14 protein-coding genes are annotated in these 18,178 nt (G+C 72.6%); 3 read left to right on the top strand and 11 right to left on the bottom strand.

Annotation, left to right across the window (positions count from 1 at the left end; translation table 11 throughout):
• Window positions 1-79: 79 nt before the first annotated feature.
• From MED01_RS07055 to MED01_RS07010, 10 genes are all read right to left on the bottom strand, one after another.
• Entirely contained in the window at window positions 80-724 is a 645-nt protein-coding gene (locus MED01_RS07055; protein ID WP_238667691.1) for a response regulator transcription factor, read from the bottom strand.
• Window positions 724-1,941 (bottom strand): sensor histidine kinase, encoded by a 1,218-nt coding sequence (locus MED01_RS07050; RefSeq protein ID WP_238667690.1) that lies wholly within the window; start codon window positions 1,939-1,941, stop codon window positions 724-726. The genes MED01_RS07055 and MED01_RS07050 overlap by 1 nt, the downstream gene beginning before the upstream one ends.
• 101 nt (window positions 1,942-2,042) lie before the next feature.
• Complete coding sequence (locus tag MED01_RS07045; RefSeq protein ID WP_238667689.1) at window positions 2,043-4,583, bottom strand: ABC transporter permease; 2,541 nt, start codon at window positions 4,581-4,583, stop codon at window positions 2,043-2,045.
• On the bottom strand, window positions 4,580-5,332 hold the full coding sequence (locus MED01_RS07040) for an ABC transporter ATP-binding protein (protein WP_238667688.1): 753 nt from the start codon (window positions 5,330-5,332) through the stop codon (window positions 4,580-4,582). Before MED01_RS07040 ends, MED01_RS07045 begins: the two co-directional genes overlap by 4 nt.
• Before the next feature lie 99 nt (window positions 5,333-5,431).
• The gene (locus MED01_RS36025) at window positions 5,432-6,169 is read right to left on the bottom strand and encodes a cellulose binding domain-containing protein (RefSeq protein ID WP_238667687.1); all 738 of its coding nucleotides are present in this window, start codon (window positions 6,167-6,169) and stop codon (window positions 5,432-5,434) included.
• A 74-nt stretch (window positions 6,170-6,243) separates the two neighbouring features.
• Window positions 6,244-6,624 carry a DUF742 domain-containing protein gene (locus MED01_RS07030; RefSeq protein ID WP_124773772.1) on the bottom strand — a complete coding sequence of 127 codons (381 nt, stop codon included), beginning with the start codon at window positions 6,622-6,624 and terminating at the stop codon, window positions 6,244-6,246.
• Window positions 6,602-7,051 carry a roadblock/LC7 domain-containing protein gene (locus MED01_RS07025; protein ID WP_238667686.1) on the bottom strand — a complete coding sequence of 150 codons (450 nt, stop codon included), beginning with the start codon at window positions 7,049-7,051 and terminating at the stop codon, window positions 6,602-6,604. The genes MED01_RS07030 and MED01_RS07025 overlap by 23 nt, the downstream gene beginning before the upstream one ends.
• On the bottom strand, window positions 7,048-9,000 hold the full coding sequence (locus tag MED01_RS07020; RefSeq protein ID WP_238667685.1) for a nitrate- and nitrite sensing domain-containing protein: 1,953 nt from the start codon (window positions 8,998-9,000) through the stop codon (window positions 7,048-7,050). Before MED01_RS07020 ends, MED01_RS07025 begins: the two co-directional genes overlap by 4 nt.
• On the bottom strand, window positions 8,997-11,558 hold the full coding sequence (locus tag MED01_RS07015) for a LuxR C-terminal-related transcriptional regulator (RefSeq protein WP_238667684.1): 2,562 nt from the start codon (window positions 11,556-11,558) through the stop codon (window positions 8,997-8,999). Before MED01_RS07015 ends, MED01_RS07020 begins: the two co-directional genes overlap by 4 nt.
• Window positions 11,559-11,563: 5 nt before the next feature.
• Window positions 11,564-12,823 carry an Hsp70 family protein gene (locus MED01_RS07010; protein WP_238667683.1) on the bottom strand — a complete coding sequence of 420 codons (1,260 nt, stop codon included), beginning with the start codon at window positions 12,821-12,823 and terminating at the stop codon, window positions 11,564-11,566.
• A gap of 301 nt (window positions 12,824-13,124) precedes the next feature.
• Between MED01_RS07010 and MED01_RS07005 the strand changes: the two genes are divergently transcribed.
• The 3 genes from MED01_RS07005 (at window position 13,125) to MED01_RS06995 (ending at window position 17,435) form a co-directional block, all read left to right on the top strand.
• Window positions 13,125-14,006, top strand: a complete 882-nt coding sequence (locus MED01_RS07005) for an IniB N-terminal domain-containing protein (protein WP_145795845.1) — start codon at window positions 13,125-13,127, stop codon at window positions 14,004-14,006.
• A 115-nt stretch (window positions 14,007-14,121) separates the two neighbouring features.
• Complete coding sequence (locus MED01_RS07000; RefSeq protein ID WP_238668136.1) at window positions 14,122-15,978, top strand: dynamin family protein; 1,857 nt, start codon at window positions 14,122-14,124, stop codon at window positions 15,976-15,978.
• Complete coding sequence (locus MED01_RS06995) at window positions 15,975-17,435, top strand: P-loop NTPase family protein (protein ID WP_238667682.1); 1,461 nt, start codon at window positions 15,975-15,977, stop codon at window positions 17,433-17,435. Before MED01_RS07000 ends, MED01_RS06995 begins: the two co-directional genes overlap by 4 nt.
• A 102-nt stretch (window positions 17,436-17,537) precedes the next feature.
• Here the strand turns inward: MED01_RS06995 and MED01_RS06990 are convergent, their stop codons facing one another.
• On the bottom strand, window positions 17,538-17,828 hold the full coding sequence (locus MED01_RS06990) for a DUF1540 domain-containing protein (protein ID WP_112678265.1): 291 nt from the start codon (window positions 17,826-17,828) through the stop codon (window positions 17,538-17,540).
• Window positions 17,829-18,178: the final 350 nt, after the last annotated feature.

Below are 18,178 nucleotides of genomic sequence, written 5' to 3'. Positions count from 1 at the left end.
GCCCGAACTGATGATCAATCAAGCATGGCGGTCGCCGGAACGTCGGGTGTACGCGTTCGATCGATGCGTCCCGGCATCTCTAGTGATTGAGGTAGGCGAGGACCGCGCGGACACGTCGGTTGGCGTCCTCGGCAGGCGGCAGGTCGAGCTTGGCGAAGATGTTGGTGATGTGCTTCTCCACCGACACCGGCGCCAGGACGAGCGCCGCGCAGATGGCCGCGTTGGACAGGCCCTGGGCCATGAGGCCGAGTACCTCCCGTTCCCGTGCGGTGAGCCCGTCGATGCCGTGGTTACGGCTGTTGCGGGTGAACAGCTGGCGCACCACCTCGGGGTCGAGGGCGGTGCCCCCGTTGGCTACCCGCGTCACCGCGTCGAGGAAGTCGTCGAGTGCGGTGACCCGGTCCTTGAGAAGGTAACCGACACCGCCCCGGCCGTCGGCGAGCAGTTCCACGGCGTAGGCCCGTTCGACGTACTGGGAGACGATGAGCACCTTCGTGTCCGGGTCCTTGGCGCGCAGCGTCAGGGCGGCGCGGAGCCCTTCGTCCCGGAACCCGGGCGGCAGCCGTACGTCGACGATGGACAGGTCGGGCCGGTGCTCGGTGACAGCGGCCAGCAGGGCGGGCGCGGTGTCGACGGCGGCTACGACGGTGTGACCGGTGTCGGTCAGCAGCCGCACCAGGCCGTCTCGAAGCAGTAGCAGGTCCTCTGCGATCACGATGCGCATCAGTAGGGCAGCTCCGCGGACAGGACGGTGGGACCGCCGAGTGGACTGGTGATGGTGAGCCGGCCGTCGAGTGCCTCGACACGGCGGCGCAGGCCGTCGAGTCCGGACCCGGCCGGGTCGGCGCCGCCCTGGCCGTCGTCGGTGAGCGTGACGGTGACCGTACCGGCGCCTCGGACGAGGGTGACGACGCAGGTCCGGGCCTCGGCGTGCTTGCCCGCGTTGGCGAGACCCTCCGCGATGACGAAGTAGGCCGCCGATTCGACCGCTGGTGGATACCGCTCCTCCGGGTCGCCCCGGACCTCCACGGCGAGCGGGCTGTCGCCGGCCAGGGCGGCGACAGCGGCGTGCAGCCCTCGATCGGTGAGGATCGGCGGGTGGATGCCACGCACCAGTCGGCGTAGCTCGGTGAGGGCGTCGTCGAGTTGCCGGCGGGCAAGATCCACATCGGACGCGGCGGTCGCGCCGCTCGGCAGCTTGCGGGACGCCAACGCCAGCGTCATGCCGGCCGCCACGATCCGGGCCTGGGCGCCGTCGTGCAGGTCCCGCTCGATCCGACGCAGCTCCGCGGCCTGGGCGTCGACGACCCGACGGCGGGTCTGCGCGAGGCGTGCGGCCTCCTCGACCAACTGCCTGTGTGCGCCGGGCGCCAGTAAGCCTCGGGCGGTGCGGGCCTGGGCCCGCCCGGCGGTCCGCAGCAACCACGCGGTGACCGGTAACAACAGCACGCCGAGCACGGTCAGGCCGAACCGACCCGGCACCGTCGTCATGAGCGGACGCATCGGGAACGGCGCGTGCGGGTTCGGCACCGCCCAGGCCCACAGCGGCGCCACGATGGCGGCGAGATCGACGACAGTGACCACGATGGCGGCGATCCCGCCCGCCAGGCCCAGCGGGAAGACCGTGACCAGCCAGGCCAGGTCGCGCCAGGTGGCGGGCTGCACGGCGACCGCACGGACCCGCTGCCGGACGGTGGCACCCTCAATCGGCAGGTACGGTGCCGCGATCGCGCCGCCGAGCACCCAACCCGCCCGGCGACGCTCCAGGTCCGCGAGGCGTCGGGTCACCCAGGTCGCGCCAAGGAAGGCCGGGCCGCCGAGCTGCGTGATCGCCAGCAGGCCGACCCCAATGGTGGAAGCCAGGCTCCAGCCGAGGCCTACGACGCCCGCGACGAGGCTGCTGAGCAGGTATGCCAGCGCCGAAGCCGTGGTGCGGATCATCGCGGCGATCCTACCGACGGCACCGCTCCGGACCGCCGGCCGGACCCGGCCCCGGATGACCCCGAGGACGAGCCCGAGCGGCGTTCCGGCCGGCACCACCGTCAGCGCCCGTCGCTCAGGGCCGGCAGGCCGCGTCGGCGCAACAGAACCCGGGCCGGTACGACGCCCGCGACCAGCCCGAGCGCCGCCACACCGCCGAGTAACCCCACGTACGTGCCGGCGTCGACGACAACCCGCAAGGTGCCGTCCTGCGCCGAGCTGAACGCGCCGACCACGATCGCGGTGACGAGTGCGCCGAGCACCAGCCCGACGGCAACCGTGATCATCGCCTCGCGGTCGACGAGACGGTGCAGCTGCCCTGTCGTCGCACCGGCCAGCCGCAGATCGGCGAATTCGCGGCGGCGCGCCGCAGTGGCGATGGCGAAGGTGTTGACGACGGCGACCGCCGTGAAGCCGAGGGAGATGACCACCATGAGTTCCCACGCACCCTGCTGGTTCTGCGCGTCACCGGCTGGCGCCGCACCGAGCGCGGGAGTCAACCGCAGTCCGGGCCACGACGCGGCGATCCGGTCCGGCACGTCGCCGGAGTAGCGCAGCCCAACCGTGTTGACCAATCCGCGCGGGTCGTGTGCCGCCACCAGCTCCGCCGGCAGAACCAGGTCGCCGAAGCCACGGGCCCGGGCAAACACCCCGGCCAGGCGGAGGTCGACCTGGTGGCCGTCGGCAAGCCAGACCCGCACGTCGTCGCCCACCCGCCAGCCGTACTGGTCGGTCACGTACGCGCTGGCGGCGAACGCGCCCGTGCCCGGCAGCGTCCCGGCACGCAGATCGAGGTCGAGCGCCGACTCGGTGCCGGCGACCAGCAGACCCTGGCTGGCGAAGTCCTCGGGCTTGCCACCCTGCTCCGCGATCGCTCGGGTCGGCAGCGTCGCCGCCGCACCGGTCACCCCGTCCAGTGCGACGAGCCGTTCGACGGTGTCGAGCGGAAGGCCGCCGGGTGCTGTCACCTGTGCCGTCGCGGCGGACGTCCGCTCCTCCTGCTCCTGCCCGGCCAGCTGACCCAGGAGGGCACTGTTGAGCAGCATGGTGGCGTTGAGCGCGAACATGAGCACGAGCGGGACGGCGACCGCCGCGACCCTTCGCCGCTCTGCCCGGGTGACCAGACCGGCCAGCCAGCCGGTCGGCCCGCCGACGCCGACGACGCGGGACACAGGTGTCGTCAGCGCCCGGACCAGCGACGGGCCGAGGGCCGCGACCGTGCACAGCAGCAGGGCGGACGACACGAAACTCATGCCCATGCCGAGGGGCCCGTCGAGCGGCACGAAGACCAGCAGGGCGATCGCTCCGGCGGTGGTCACCGCCGCGACGGCGATCCGCGGGACCAGCCCACCAGTGGGTGCGTTGGCGGTCTCGGCGAGTGCCTGCGTCGGGGCGATCCGCACCGCGCGACGGCCGGCGACCCGGGCGCCGACGAAGGTCACCACCATCCCGGCCACCGCGGCCGCGACGATCACGATCACGTTGGTCCGTACGACGAACTGGGCCGGCACCGCGCCCAACTCCCGGAATCGGGCGGCCACCACGTGGGCGAACACCACGCCCAGCGGCGCGCCGGGCAACGCGGCGGCCCCGGCGAGCAGGAGGCTCTCCACGCCGAGGAGGCGGCGCAGCTGACCGGGGGTCGCGCCAGCGGTGCGTAACAGAGCCAGCTCGCGCAGCCGCTGGCGGACGCCAAGCGTCACAGTGCCGGTGAGGACGAAGACGGCCGCGAACGCCGTGATGCCGATGACGAAACCGAAGATCGAGATTGGGCCGATGTAGTCCGGCAGAGCACCGGGCAGGTCGGCCCGGACGCGGTCGGCCCCGGTGAGCACCTCGTGGTCGCCGGCCACCTGCCCGACGGCGTCGCCGAGCGCGACCGGGTCGGCGCCCGCTCCGGCGAGAACGGCCACCGCAGTCGGACCGGGCAGCCCGGAAACCATCGCCACCTCGCCGTCGGCGACGAACAGCGCGCCCTGGGCGGGCAGCCCGTCCCGACCGGACGGCGCCACGACACCGGACACGACCATCGTGCGCACACCGGTCCTGGTGGTGACCATGAGATGCCCGCCCACCAAGGTGCCCGACCGTCTGGCGAGATCGGCGTCAATGGCCACCTCACCCCGACCGGGGGCCGCACCGCTGCGCAACAGGTACGGCGTCAGCGCCGCGGAGGCCCACCCGTGGCCGATCACCGGGGCACCGTCGGCTCCGCGCAACGGGCGTCCGTCCGGCGTGCTCGCCTGGACCGGAAAGGCGACGTCCGCGACCGCCGCCGCGACACCCGGAAGGTCGCCGAGTCGGCCGGCGAGGTCGACCGGCAGCGAGCCGGCCCCGGTCAGACGCTCGGACTTGACCTTGCGCTTGACCTTGGACTTGTCCTTCTTCTGCTTGGTGGTGACCTTCTCGAGGGTGACGTCGCGGTCGCCCGAGACGACGATCGGCGCTGCCGCGAACCGGTTGGCCGGCGGCTTCGCCGTGAGCACGGAGGCGAGCAGCAGGCCACCGCCGACGAACAGGGCCACGGCCAGCAGCGCGGCGAAGAACGTGCCGGCGTAGGCGCCGCGGTGCTGGCGCAGGCTGCCGAGAGCGAGCCGGATCATCGGAGGGTCACCGCCATCATCTGCGCAGCGACCTTCTCGGCCGTCGGGTCGGCGAGTTCCGAGACGATTCGTCCATCGGCCAGGAACACCGCGCGGTCCGCCCACGCCGCGGCGGCCGGATCGTGCGTCACCATCACGACAGTCGTGCCCGTCTGGTCCACTGCCTCACGCAGCAACCCGAGCACCTCTCGGCCGGTCGACAGATCCAGCGCGCCGGTCGGCTCGTCGGCGAAGATGACCTCCGGCCGGCCGGCGAGCGCACGGGCGAGTGCGACCCGCTGTCGCTGACCGCCGGACAGCCGGCCGGGTCGGTCGTTCTCACGCCCGGTGAGCCCGACACGGTGGATCACCTCCCGGGCCCAACCCTGGTCCGGGCGCACCCCGGCCAGTCGTTGCGGGAGCAGGATGTTGTGCCAGACCGACAGCGAGTCCATCAGGTTGTACGACTGGAAGACGAATCCGACCCGCTGTCGCCGGGCCTCGGTGAGTCGGGGTTCACGCAGCCGGCCGATGTCCTGTCCGGCGAGGAGCACCCGGCCGCTGTCCGGCCGATCCAGGCCCGCCGCGCAGTGCAGGAGCGTTGACTTCCCCGAGCCCGACGGACCCATCACCGCGCAGAACGAACCGGCCTCGAACCCGACCGAAACCCCGTCCAACGCCCGGACACCGCCCCCGCCGGCATAGGCCTTCGTCACGTCGAGCACTTCGACGACCAGCCCGCGAGCGGGGGTCCCATCGCTGTTTCCCATGAGGAAAGCCTGGTCGAGGCGACGTTCCCGGACCACACGGCGACCCATGATCTGGGGGTGGGGAAACCCCTACCGGGGGAGCGTGGGGGAGAACAAAGATCAGCTCGGCAGGCCGGCGCAGGCGACCCCGTCGACAGTGCACGCCTTCGGGGCGGAACCGGTCAACGATCCATTGACCCGGAACGTCACCCGGACCGAGGCGCTGCCGGGCACCTGACCGGTGTTCGGGTCCGGCACGAACGTCCACACCGCACCGTCCCGGCTGGCCTGCGCCCCCTCCACGCCGCTGATCCCCAACGACTCCCGGGGCAGGGTGACCACCAGCGTCCACCCCGACGCCGGGACCGAACCGGGATTGCTGATCGTCACCGTCGCGCCGTAGCTGAGCAGGGCGTTGTCCGTGATGGCGAAGTCCGCCCCCAGGGCGGCCGGGGTGGGTTCGGTGGTAGCGCCGGTCGGTGTGGGTCGGGTCGACGACGCCACGACCGGTGGGACCGACGAGGCCGAGGCGGACGGGGGAGCGGTCACCGCCGGGCTGGTGAGCGCCGGTCGCGCCTGCGCGCGGGGGGTGGTGGACGGCGACGCGCCCACCTGCCCGACCGACGGCGGCGGGTCGAGGGTCACCGGCGTCAGCTTCTCCGGCGTACGCAGCACCCCGACGACGGAGACGCACGTCGCGATCAGCACCCCGAGCGCCGCGACGACGGCCACCCAGGTGGCCCGCGAGACGTCCTCCCGACCGGTGAGCACCCGCCGTGCGGCCGTGACGAGGGCCACGACCCGATCCAGCAGGATGATCGCCACGGTACGGCGTGGCTGGGGTGGTGTTGCCGGCACTGCCAGTCTCTCCTTCAGTTCGTCGCCGGGTGCGCGCCCACGATCCGTTGGGATCGCGGGTGGCACCTGCCCGGTCACAATCCGCGCAGCCCGACGAGTATCGCCTCGAGCAGATCCTCGGTCGGCAGCTCCGACAGCATCGGCGGTTCGTGCGTCTCGATCAGCCCGGCCGCGAGCAGGTCACCGAGCAGCACCCGGACCGTCCCCAGCGGAAGATCCAACTCTGCACCAACCTCGGCCACCGACACTGGATGGTGACACAGCTCGACGATCCGCGCCTGTTCGGGGAAGAGTGATGTGGGAGGCGTGACCCCCCTCCGGGCGACGACCAGCGAGATCAGGTCGAACTGGCCGCGTGCGGGCGCGGTGCGCCCCCCGGTCATCGTGTAGGGCCGGGCGACCGGGCCCGCGTCGTCGTCGTACCACGCCTCGTCAGTGGTGCCGCTGGTGTGCACCAGTGTCCCCGATCGTCACCGAGGAGGCCGGGCCCAGCGTGATCGGCAGGTGCTGCTCGGCCTGCCCCACGAAGAGCGCCACCTCGTACGCCATGTCACCGACCTCGACGTCGTCACCGGCGATCCGCACGGTGAGGATGGTCCCGTTCGGGATGGTGGCGATGAACAGGAACGCTCGCGACATCTGCACCACGACCTGACGCAGCCGACCCGCGTCACAGGTCCGGGTGGCGGCCAGCCCCAACGCGATCAGGCCGGCGACCACGCCGGAGATCTGTTCGGCCAGCTTCGTCCCCACCCGCCGCGAGCCGCCGAGCGGCAGCCCGTCCGGTGAGAGCACCACGGCGAACTCCGCGCCGTGCACCCGGTCGACCAGGTCGTTCAGGGCGTCGGTCAGGCCGTCCTCGGTGACCACTGCAGACGTCATTGTTGTCTCCTTGCTGTTCTGGTGACTGGCATCTCGACCGTGTCGAGGCTGGTCCTGCCGTGTTCCGGGCCGGTCGGCCCGGGGTGGCGGACCCGCGTCGGCAGCGCGCCGTTGCCGTTGGGGTCGGTCAGGTCGGCGCCGGTGCGGGCCGGTGGGTACGGGGTGCCGGGTGGTGCGCTGGCCGGTGCGCGGCCGGTGCCGGTGACCGTGATCAGCCGGGAGGGTAGGAGCACGACGGCGGCGGTCCCGCCGCGCCGGCTGGGGCGCAGCGAGACGTGGGCGCCGCAGCGGCCGGCCAGGACGGCGGCGGCGTACCAGCCGGCGCGGCCCGCGGGCGGGCCGTCCGGTGGCGGATTGCCGAGCAGGTGGTTCGCCTCGGCCAGCGCGGCGACGTCCAGGCCGGGCCCGTCGTCGACGACGACGACGGCACACCCCTGCGGTCGCTGTTCGCCGCTGACCCGGACGGTGGTGTCCGCCCCGGAGAAGGCCAGCGCGTTCTCGATCAGCTCCGCCAGCAGGTGGATGACGTCAGTGACGGCCGGCCCCGCGAGCGACCACGGCCAGTGCGGCGCGATCAGGACCCGGTGGTAGTCCGGCACCTCGGCGACCGCGCCGCGCGCCACGTCGAGCAGCGCCACCGGGCGTCGCCAGCGGCGGGCGGGTGTCGCGCCGGCCAGGGTGATCAGTTTCTCCACGTTGCGGCGGACCCGGGTGGTGAGGTGGTCGAGTTGGAACAGTTCGCCGGTCTCCTCGGTGGACCGCTCCCGACGTTGCATCCCGTCCAGCAGGCTGAGCTGGTCGCGTAACAGGACCTGGTTGCGTCGGGTCAGCCCCAGGAACAGCTCCCGCTCGGCGTCACCCCCCGGCGTCGCCGGTTCCTGGGCCGGGGCCGGCGTGTCCGGCACCGGCGTCGGGAGGTCCGCGTCGGTCCTTGTCAGTTCGTCGGTCAGGCGTCGGACGGTGCCCGCCCAGCTCAGCAGGAGCACCAGCACGACGATGAGACCGAGCCCCACGACGGCCCCGGTACGCGCGATGAGCACCGCGGCACCGGGGGTGGCCCGCTCGACGCTGCTGCGGGCGGTGTTCGTCACCAGTGCCTGCAGCGCGCCGAGGGCGGCGTCCGCCGCGGCCCGCCAGTCCTGGACGGTGAGACCGGCCAGGGCGTTGGCGGTGCCGGCCTGGAGCAGCAGCCGGTCCTCCAGGGCGCGCAGAGCCGCGAACTCGGGGCCGGCCGCGAGGCGCTGATGCTCGGCCTGGCCGTCGGGAGCAAGCCCGGCCGCGGCCTCGGTGCGCGCGTACCGCTGGATGTTGACCAGTGCGGTCAGCCGGCGCCGCTCGTCGGCGCCGAGTCGTGCGCCGGTCAGGCCCGCGCTGACCACCGTGTCCTCCCGGGCGAGCAACTCCCGGGCGCGGGCCAGCGCGATCACCGCTCGGGTGTCGGCCGCCAACCCGCTCTCGTACGCGCCCCACTCCGGGCCGTACACCCGGAAGGCGACGTCGATGACCTCGTCGTACCCGTCGACCGCCGCGCCCTGGTCGAGCCGCCCGGTGTCCACCTGGGATCGGGTCGTGCCCAGGCCGTCGAGCCGTCGGACCAGTTCGCCGGCCCGGTCGCGAACGGTGCGGGCGCTGAGCAGCCGAAGGTCGCGGCCCTTGGTGAACTCGCGGATCTCGGCGGCGGCCCGGTCGGTGCCTTCGCGGGCCCCGACCAGCGCGGGCGTCGTCTGCCCCGCGCCGGCGATCGTCTCGGCGGTGATCCGGCGTTCCGTCTGGAGGCTCAGAACCAGGCGGTCGATGGGCTGGCCCAGCGTGTCCGCAAGTGCCCGGACGCGCAGCAGGTCGACGGCGTCCTGGCAGGACACGTAGGCCGCGTACGACCAGAGCGTGATCAGCACGGCGGCGAGCACTGCCAGCCTGGTCCGGATCAGCCGAACGTCGTTGCGGGTCATCGGGTCGCCCGCTGTGGCCACGGTTGCCCGGCCGTGTCGCTGGCCCGGTCGGCGACGAGGGTGCGCAGCAGCGCCAGCAGTTCGGCGCGGTTGGCGCAGTTGAGCCGGTTACGCATCCGCGCCACGTGGTGTTCGACGGTCTTGGCCGAGATGAACAGCCGATCGCCGATCTCCCGGTAGGTCAACCCGGCCAGCACCAGCTCGGCGACCTCGTACTCGCGGTCGCTGAGACCGTGCTGCGTGGGCCCGGCGACCCGTGCCGTGCTCGCACCGGTCGTCGGTGTCTGCCCGCTCTGCCCACCGGAGGGCCGTCCCTGCAACGCTCGGGCGCACTCCAGCAGGGTGGTCATCGCCCGCCGGTCCGCAGTGCGGATGGCGGCCTGCCCGGCGAGGCGGGCACCGTCCCAGCACAACCCGGTGTCGTGCAGCCCGCGCGAGGCGGCCTCCACCCGGGTCGGGTCGACGTCCCCCCGCAGCACCTCCACCCAGCTCTCCGCGGCGGCGGCGACCACTGCCGCGTACCGACTGTGACCAGCGACGGCGAGCAACGCCGTGACGTGTTCGTCGGCGATCGTCGGCTCGCCGGTCAGGATGGCGGCGTGCAGCCCGCTCCAGTGCAGCGGCACACTCCACAGGGGCGGGTTGCCGAGGCGGTCGAGCAGCGCACGCCCCTGGTGCAGGTACGGCTCCAGTCGGGCCAGGTCACCCAGCCGCGCGCCGGCGATGGCCAGCTCACCCAGCGGCAGCAGGGTGAACAGGTCGACGGGGTGCCGCACCACGGCCTCCAGCGCCTGCCCCCAACCCCGCTTGAGCGCCCCGAGGTCACTGTTGCGCCGTCCGATGCCCATCCGGATCGCGGCGGCGAAGAGCTGGTCGCGTGACTCCAGTGGCCGCCCGTCGAGCGTCACAGTGGCGAGCCGCTCGCCGGCGGCGTGGATCTCGCCACGGACCATCAGGATCCAGGCCTGCAACAGCCGGTGGCGGCGGGCCATCAGCGGGCCGCCGACACCGGCGCCCAGGGCACGGTGCAGCACCCGCTCGGCGATTTCCAGCTCACCGCAGTGCACAGCCGTCAACGCGGCGAGGGCCGCCGGGCTGTCCGGCAGCAGCGCCGCCCGGCCGTCCGGCTCCAGCAGTGCGGCAGCCTGCACGAGCGCGGAGAGCGCGGCGGTCGGCGAGCCGGTCACGCTCTCCCGTACACCGTTGGCCATCAGTCGGGCGGCGCTGGCGTGCAGTGTCGGGGGTTCGCCCGCCGGGTCACCGGCCGGTGACTCGGTGCTGGCGGCCGGGTCTCCGGTGGCCAGCCCGCCGACGATGGCGAACGCCGCCGCCGAGGCGGTGCCCGACCACCGGAACAGCTCGACGCTGCGGCCGACGTGACCACGGTGGGCCAGGGCGGTGGCGGCGACCACCGCCGCCTCGGAGCGCTCCGGGGGAGCGGCAGTGGCCAGGAGTCGGTCCGCCAGCCGAAGCGCGTCGTCGAGGTCACCGGCGAGCGCGGCGGCGAGCGCCTGCCGCGCGTTGGGCGCCTGTCCGGCAGCCGTAGCCGCCGCGAACAGCTCGGCGGCGAACGCCGGCTCGTCGGCCAGCGCCTCGTCCGCCGCGGCGGCCAGGGTCGCGGCCGGGCAGTCGCCGAGCGCGCCGACCGCGAGCAGGGAGCGGACCAACGGCAGCACCGCGCCACCTCTGGCGAGCTGCAACTCGGTGAGCCGCCGCCAGACCGCTGTCCGCTCGGTGGTGGGGCTGAGTGTCGCGACGGCCCGCCGGACGATCGGTGCGAGCCGGCCGTCAGCGCCGAGCAGCCCGGCCGCCCTTGTCGTGGCGATCAGTTCGTCCACTCCGGCCGGGTCCCGGCCCAGCAGCGCGCCGAGCATGCTCACCGGCAGCGCCCCGCCGGCCGCGACAGCGAGCAGCAGCCGTCGTACCGCGGCTGGCTGAACGTCCAGGTCCGGCCCGAATTCGAGGATGACGGAGCGGGGTGGGTCCACAGTGCCGACCCGGGTCTCCGCCCCGGCCAGGCCACGGGCCAGCCGTTCCACGTCCCGGGGTACGCCGGTGGTCTGCGTGTGGACGAAGTCGACCAGGTCGGCGGGGCGGCCCAGCTCGGGTGTGGTGGCGAGGTGGGCGGCGGTCTGCTCCCGGGTGAACGGCGTGAGCAGTACGGCCTGCCCGTCGCGTCGCAGGGCGTCGACCAGCTCACTGAACGCCGCTGACCGGGGCCACGGGCGGTGGGCGACCACCACCCGGTGTCGCCGGCCCGCGACAAGACGCAGCAGCGCTTCGGTCCGTGCGTCGTCGAGCAGGTGCGCGTCGTCGACCAGCAGCACGGTGTCGGGGTCGACCTGCTCATCCGGCTCCGGGGCGGCGGTGCGGACGGCGATCCCGGCACGCTGGTGAATGCGTTCCAGCTCGGCGAGGAGCGCGGTCTTTCCGTGACCGGCCGGGCCGGCGACGCCGACGGCGAGGGGGCCGGTCGGATCCTGCGCGACAGTGTCCAGTAGCGCCTGCAACCCCTTGTCCAGGGTCAACCCTGGTGCGGCGAGGTCATTCATGATCATCGGGGTTATCCTTCGCGTCCGCGGCCACGGGCCAGCGCCAGGCGGGACGGCTTCGGCAGTTCCAGTGGGAGGACCCGAACCGGCGGCCGCGGTGGCGGATCGCCCGGAACGGTGTGATGGGTTCGGCGTGGCGCCGGGATCGTGGGCCGCCCGGCGCCGCTGACCGGGGCCGGCACGCGGGCCGGCGGCGGCTGGCGAGGGCGTGGTGACACCACCTGGCAGGCGGCCATCGCCGCCCCGGTGGCGGCGGTCAACTGTGCGTCGGGCTCCACCTCGACGGGCACCGGGAGGGCCGCGCCGATCAGCTCGTTCACGAGCGGGACCCGGGTGGAGCCGCCGGCCAGCAGAACGCCGTCGAGTTGCGCCGGAGTCAGGTCGGCGCTGCGTACGGCCCGGAGCAGGAGGTCGACGGTGGCCTGCACCGTCGGGCGGATCATGGCCTCGAACTGTGCCCGGGTCACCGGCACCCGCGCCGGGCCGCTCGGCAGGGTCAGCACCACGTCGGCAGTGAGGTCGACGGTCAGCACCCGCTTGACCCGGTCACACTCCGCGCGCAGTCCGCGCAGCGCGACCTGTGCCCCGCGACGCCCGGTCGCTGCCAACTCCCGGGCCAGCACGGTACGCGTGTGCTCGGCGAGCGCCTCGTCGAAGTCGGCGCCGCCGATCGAGTCGAGACCCTGTGGGGTGCCGAACGTCTCGTACGTGCCGCGCGGGGTGCGGCGCACCAGAGCGGCCTCGAAACTGTTGCCTCCCAGGGCGTAGACCACTGCGGTGCTGCCCGCGAACCCGCGAGCGGCGTGGCTCTCGGCGACGGTGACAGTGCGGGGCAGCAACGTCACGTGCCGTAGGCCGAGGTCCGACAGGGCCCGGTGCAGCACCTCCCGTCGGTAGGGGCGCCACCCCGCCGGGTGGCTGAGCACTATCGCCTCGGCAGCCCCGCCCTCCAGGGCGTGGACCCGCTCCACCACCCATGCCGCCAGCTCGGCGGTCAGCGTCTGCGGGGCGCACGGCTCGCCGCCGAGCAGCACCGGCACGTCGTCGCCGATCCGGTGGACGAAGTCCCGGGTGGTGCGGCTGCCGTCGTCGGTCGCGGGCTCGCCGACGCGCAGCGAACCGTCCTCGGCCAGGCACAACACCGACGGCATGAGGGGTGAGTCGGCGCTCAGCGGGACGGCCTCGGGACGGGTCCAGGTCGCGCCGCGTCGCCGTGCGACGGCGGCGGCCGTGTTGCTGCTTCCGATGTCTATCCCCAGGACGTACGGCATCGTCTCTGTCTCTCCCCGTGAGTCTGCCGGTTGGTGGCGATGGCGTCGGCTGCCCCGACGACCCACCCCCGGCGAACCCCGCGGGCTCCTACGTTCGTACCAGAGATCAGTCCCTGGTCGGGACCCTAATCTCGCCGGGACGGTTTCCCCCTATCCCCCTAACGTACGAGGTGGCGGAGCCCCTAGTTCAACCGGCCCGGATGCGGGCTCAGCCCCGATGCCCGGGGGCGACTCCCGGCAATAGCGTCGTCACTGTCGACGTACGACACCCGCCAATGCCACATCCGAGGAGAACCGGCACATGGACTCGCAGCAGACGCTCCACGACTTCGTGCTCGACCTACTGACGAACCCGGACGCGCGGTCGGCCTTCGACCTCGACCCCGAGGGTGCGTTGCGGGGCGCTGGGCTCACCGACATCACCGCTGCGGACGTGCAGGACGTCGTACCGCTGGTCGTCGACTACGCGCCGGGTGCGGGCCTCGCGCCGTTGGCCTCGCCGGTCGGGCAGCTCGGCCTGGACCCGCTGCTCACCGACACCACCGACGTGGTGGGTCAGTTGCAGAGCGTGGCGCAGCAGATCAGCGTCACCAGCTCGCCCAGTGGCGTGGACGTCAAGGCCGGCGTGCTCGGCGCCATCGCGGTCGACCCGTCGACCGCGGCCGCCGGGGTCACCGTGCTGCCGGGCATCGGTCTGGGCGTCGGTCCGTCCGGCCTCGACACCGACCTGGCCGGCGTCTCCGACGTGGCGCACACCCTCGACGCCGACGTGGTGCAGCCCGTGGACGCGATCGCGGACCCGGTGCTCGGTGACGTGACCGGCACCGTGGGCGACCCGAGCGGTCTGCTCGGCGTCACTGACTCGAACCTGATCGGCGGCGACCTGACCGGTGGTGTCCTCTCCGGCACCCACGGTCAGCTCGGCGGGGTCGTCAGCTCGCTGGGTGTCGACGACACCCTCAACGGGCTGGGCCTCGGGCACGGCGACGGTGTCGTCGGCGGGGTCCCGCCGCTCGACGTGCCGTCGACGGTGGGCGGCGTGACGCACCAGGTGGACAGCCTCCTCCCCGGTGTCACCGACACTGTCGGTGACGTGACCGGTGGGGTCACCGACGGCGTGCTCGGCGACTCACACGCCTCGTCCGATCACGGACTGCTGGGTATCACCGGCGGTCTGCTCTGACCTGGATCTCCGGTCGGAGCGGAGGGCCGGATCGTCTCAGGCGATCCGGCCCTTCCGGGTTCCACATCCGGTCCCTCTTGATAATTAACCTGAAATCCGCACACTTGGTGCGGTGATGGCCGGGATCTGGTTGGACGTGCTGGACGAGATCGCCCGCACCTGCACTGCACACGGTCGCGGTGACCTCCTTCAAACGGTCCGGCAGAAGCGCGCGCAACTGCTGGACCCGACGCTGCGCGTCCTGGTCATCGGTGAGCCGAACCAGGGCAAGAGCCAGCTGGTCAACGCGATCATCAACGCTCCGGCCTGCCCGGTCGGCGACGGCCGGACGACGGTCCTGCCGACCGTGGTGCGGCACGCCGAGGCGCCCACCGCGGCGGTGGCGCAGGCGCCGCCACCAGCCCCGGGGCACCCCACCGGCACCGCCGACGCGGTGGCGGTCGAGCGGACCCCGGTGGCGCTCAACCAGGTGGCGGCGGGCGTTGCCGGCCTGGTCGGTCGTCGGCCGGGCGGCGGCCCGGCGTACGTCGAGATCGGACTGCCCCGTGCGCTGCTCGGTGCCGGGTTGGTGCTGGTGGACACTCCCGGCACCGACGAGGTCGCCGGCGTCGGCGCCGCCGTTCCGGTCGCCGCGCCGGCCCGCGCGGACACCGTGCTGCTGGTCTCCGACTCCACTCGGGAGTTGTCGGTCGCCGAACTGAACATGCTGCTGCACATCATGCGTTCGCATCCGAACGTGGTGGTGGTGCAGAGCAAGACCGATCTGGTGGCCGACTGGCGCACGGTCGCCGAGCGCAACCGGCAGCACCTGGCCGAGGCGGGGATCCCGGCGACGCTGATCCCGGTCTCGGCGGCGCTGCGACTGCGCGCGGCTGCGGCCGACGACCGTGGGCTCAACGCCGAGTCGGGTTTCCCCGCGTTGATCGCCCGCCTGCAACGTGACCTGGCCGGCAAGGCCGACCACCTGGCCCGGGCGGCGGTGCAGACGGTGGCCCGGACGGTGGTGGAGCAGTTGGCCGCGCCGCTGCGCGCCGAGTTGGCGACCCAGGAGGCCGAGGAGCAGTCCGGGCCGATCTCCCGGCTGCACGCCGCGCAGCGCGAGGTCGACGAGCTGCGCCGGTGCTCCACCCGGTGGCAGAACACGCTGACCGACGAGATCACCGACCTGCTCGCCGACCTTGAGTACGACCTGCGTGACCGGACCCGACAGATCCTGCGCGCGGTGGACGAGGCGTTCGACACCGCGGACCCGTTGGTCGCCTGGGACACCTTCCAGGACTGGCTGGAGCGGAGCCTGGTGGAGGCGGCGGAGGCGAACCACGAGTGGCTGATCCAGCGCTGTGACTGGATCGCCCGGCGGGTGTCCGCCAACTTCGACCGGTACGGCTACGACGTGCTGCCGCCCTGGTCGATGACGATGCCGGACGACATCGGCGAGCGAGTGCCCGAGCTGCAACGGCCGACGATCGACCGGTTCACCACCGGCCAGAAGCTGTTCACCGGCATGAAGGGCTCGTACGGCGGCATGCTGATGTTCGGTCTGGCGACCACCCTGGCCGGCATGCCGATGATCAATCCGGTCTCGGTCGGCATCGGGGCGCTCTTCGGCGGCAAGAGCATCCGTGACGAGAGCAAGCAGTTGCTCCGTCGTCGGCAGGCGACTGTCAAGACGGCCATCCAGCGGCATGTCGACGACTTCTTCGTCCGGATCATCCGAGACTGCCGCGACGCCGCCCGGCAGGTGCAGCGGATGCTGCGGGACCACTTCACCGGGTTGACCGAGGAGCTCCAGGAGGCAATCGTGCAGTCGTTCCGCAGCGCGAAGCAGGAGGCCGACACCGATGCCTCAGTGCGCGAGCAGCGGCAGCGCGAGATCCGGTTGAAGATGACCCGGTTGGCGGCGGTGTACGAGCAGTCTCAGCAGTTGACCGGCGCCCGCTCCGCCCCGCTGTTGCTGGAGCCGCAGGCATGACTGTGGGAGTGCGCCTGGACGAGGCGGCGTGGGGGTTGTTGCACCAGGCCATCGAGCTGTACCAGGACAATCCCCGGGCCGTCGCCGAGCTTCGGCAACAGGTGGCACGGTTGGAGCAGCCACTGCGCATCGCCATCGTCGGCCCGTGGCGATCGGGTAAGTCGACGGTGCTCAACGCGTTGATGGGCGAGGAGGTCGCGCCGGTCGAGCGGGCGGACGGGGCCTTCACCTGGTACGAGGACGGGGCCGCCCCGCGCGCCACCGCCTACCCGGTCGGGCAGCCACCACAGGAATTGGCGGTGGTGAAGTCGGCGACCGGGCTGCGGGTGGATCTGGGCTGGGGTGCGGGGGAGGTGCGGGACATCGTGGTGCGGTGGCCGACGCGGGCGCTACGGCAGATCACCCTGATCGACACCCCGGCGGTCACCGGAGGCGCCGAGCAGGGCCGGGCGCCGGTGTTGGAGCGGGTGCTGCGCGATTCGGACGCGGTGTTGTACCTGACCCGCGACGGTCGCGACAGCGACCTGCGGGTGCTGGAGTCCGCACGGGACAGTGCCGTCGGGCAGTCCGCTCCGGTCAACGTGATCATGGTGTTGTCCCGCGCCGACGAGACCGGCGGCGGCCGGATCGACGGTCTGCTCACTGCCCGCCAGCTCGCTCGCCGGCACTACCGCGACCCGAGGGTGAACGCGCTCAGCGTCAACGTCGTGGCGTGCAGCGGCATGATCGGTCTGGCCGGTCGGATGCTGGGCGAGTCGGACTTCGCCGCGCTCGCGACACTGGCTCAGGTGCCCCGGGTGGAGCTGGACGTCCACCTGATCTCCGCCGACCGCTTCCTCCGCGGCGAGCTGCCGGTACGGCTGGACACCGAGGTGCGCGCCGCGCTGTTGGGCCGGTTCGGGGTCTTCGGTGTCCGGCTGGCGGCCACGCTGGTGCGCAGTGGCTTCGACAGCCGGGTGAAGCTCTCCGCGGAGTTGATTCGGCGTAGCGGTCTCACCGAGCTGCGCGAGTCGGTGACGCGGTGTTTCATTGATCGCCGGGATGCGCTGAAGGCGCGGTCCGCGCTGGCGGCGGTGGAGGCGCTGCTGCGGGCCGAGCCCACCCGGGACTCCGCCGAGCTGGTCGGCGCGGTGGAGCAGATCCTCGCGGGTGCGCACGAGTTCCGGGAGTTGCGTCTGCTGGTGGCGTTGCGCAACACCCGGCTGGGGTTCGACGCGGAGCTGGCCGGCGAGGCGCAGCGGCTGGTTGGCGGCGACGGGGTGGGCCTCGCGGCGCGGCTCGGTGTCGAGCATGAGGCCGACGTGCGGCAGCTCTGGGAGGTCGCCTCCGAGGCGCAGTGGCGGTGGCGGGACCGGGCGGAGGATCCTCTGCTTCCGCTGGCGCAGCGGCGCGGCGCTCAGGTGGTGGTCCGTAGTTGCGAGGGGATGATCGCCGAGCTGGCCGCTGGCGGGCGCTGAGTGTCCGACCGCCGGCACGCCGATGGTCGTTTCCGCGTAGCCGGCTCGAACGCAGGTGAGGGGCGGCCGTGGTGGCTGTCCCTCACTCGCGTCGCGCCGGGATCAGCGCGGCTCGTACGTCTGACAGTCCGCGATGTCCTGACCCGGACCCACCCGGATTGACGGCGCGTGGCACTCCAGCTCGGCGTTGTGCTGGCAGTCGTCCCGCTTGCAGGCGCCGACCTGGGCGATAACGCGGTCCAGCCCGCCCTTCGCCGAGGTGTCGATGAACGTGGCGCAGCTGGCGTTCTGCTGCCCGATGGTGATGGCGAACGCGTGGCAACCGTCGTGGTTGTAGCCGCAGTCGGTGACTGTGCATTCGTGTACCCGCGGCATCTCCAGCATGTCGGTCATGGCGATCTCGCTTCCGTCGGTGCTGCCGGGTCACCGTCATACCCGGCCTCGTCAGGACAACTCCCTGTCAGCCACCTCTTTTGGGGACGTTTTGCATAGGCGAGCCTTGCCTAACCGCCGCCGAGTTCGTCCGGATGCCGCACTGGATCAGCCAGCCCTCCGGGACGGATCGTGGCCCGAAAACCGTTATTCGATCTCGCTCCACACAGTCGCCCCTGACCTGCGGAGATAACGCTCTCACGGATCGTGGAAGAGTGCTTGACGCGCCAGTGATCCGGGCGCAACGATGCATTCGCATGTCTCGTCCCACCACCGCCAGGCGTGATCGGCGCACGCCGTCCCTCGCACCG

Origin of the sequence: Micromonospora alfalfae (assembly GCF_022230925.1) — a bacterium.
In the GTDB taxonomy this organism is placed as follows: domain Bacteria; phylum Actinomycetota; class Actinomycetes; order Mycobacteriales; family Micromonosporaceae; genus Micromonospora; species Micromonospora alfalfae.
The sequence above is the reverse complement of the archived record's forward strand: the minus strand, read 5'-3'. Positions and strand labels throughout refer to the sequence as shown.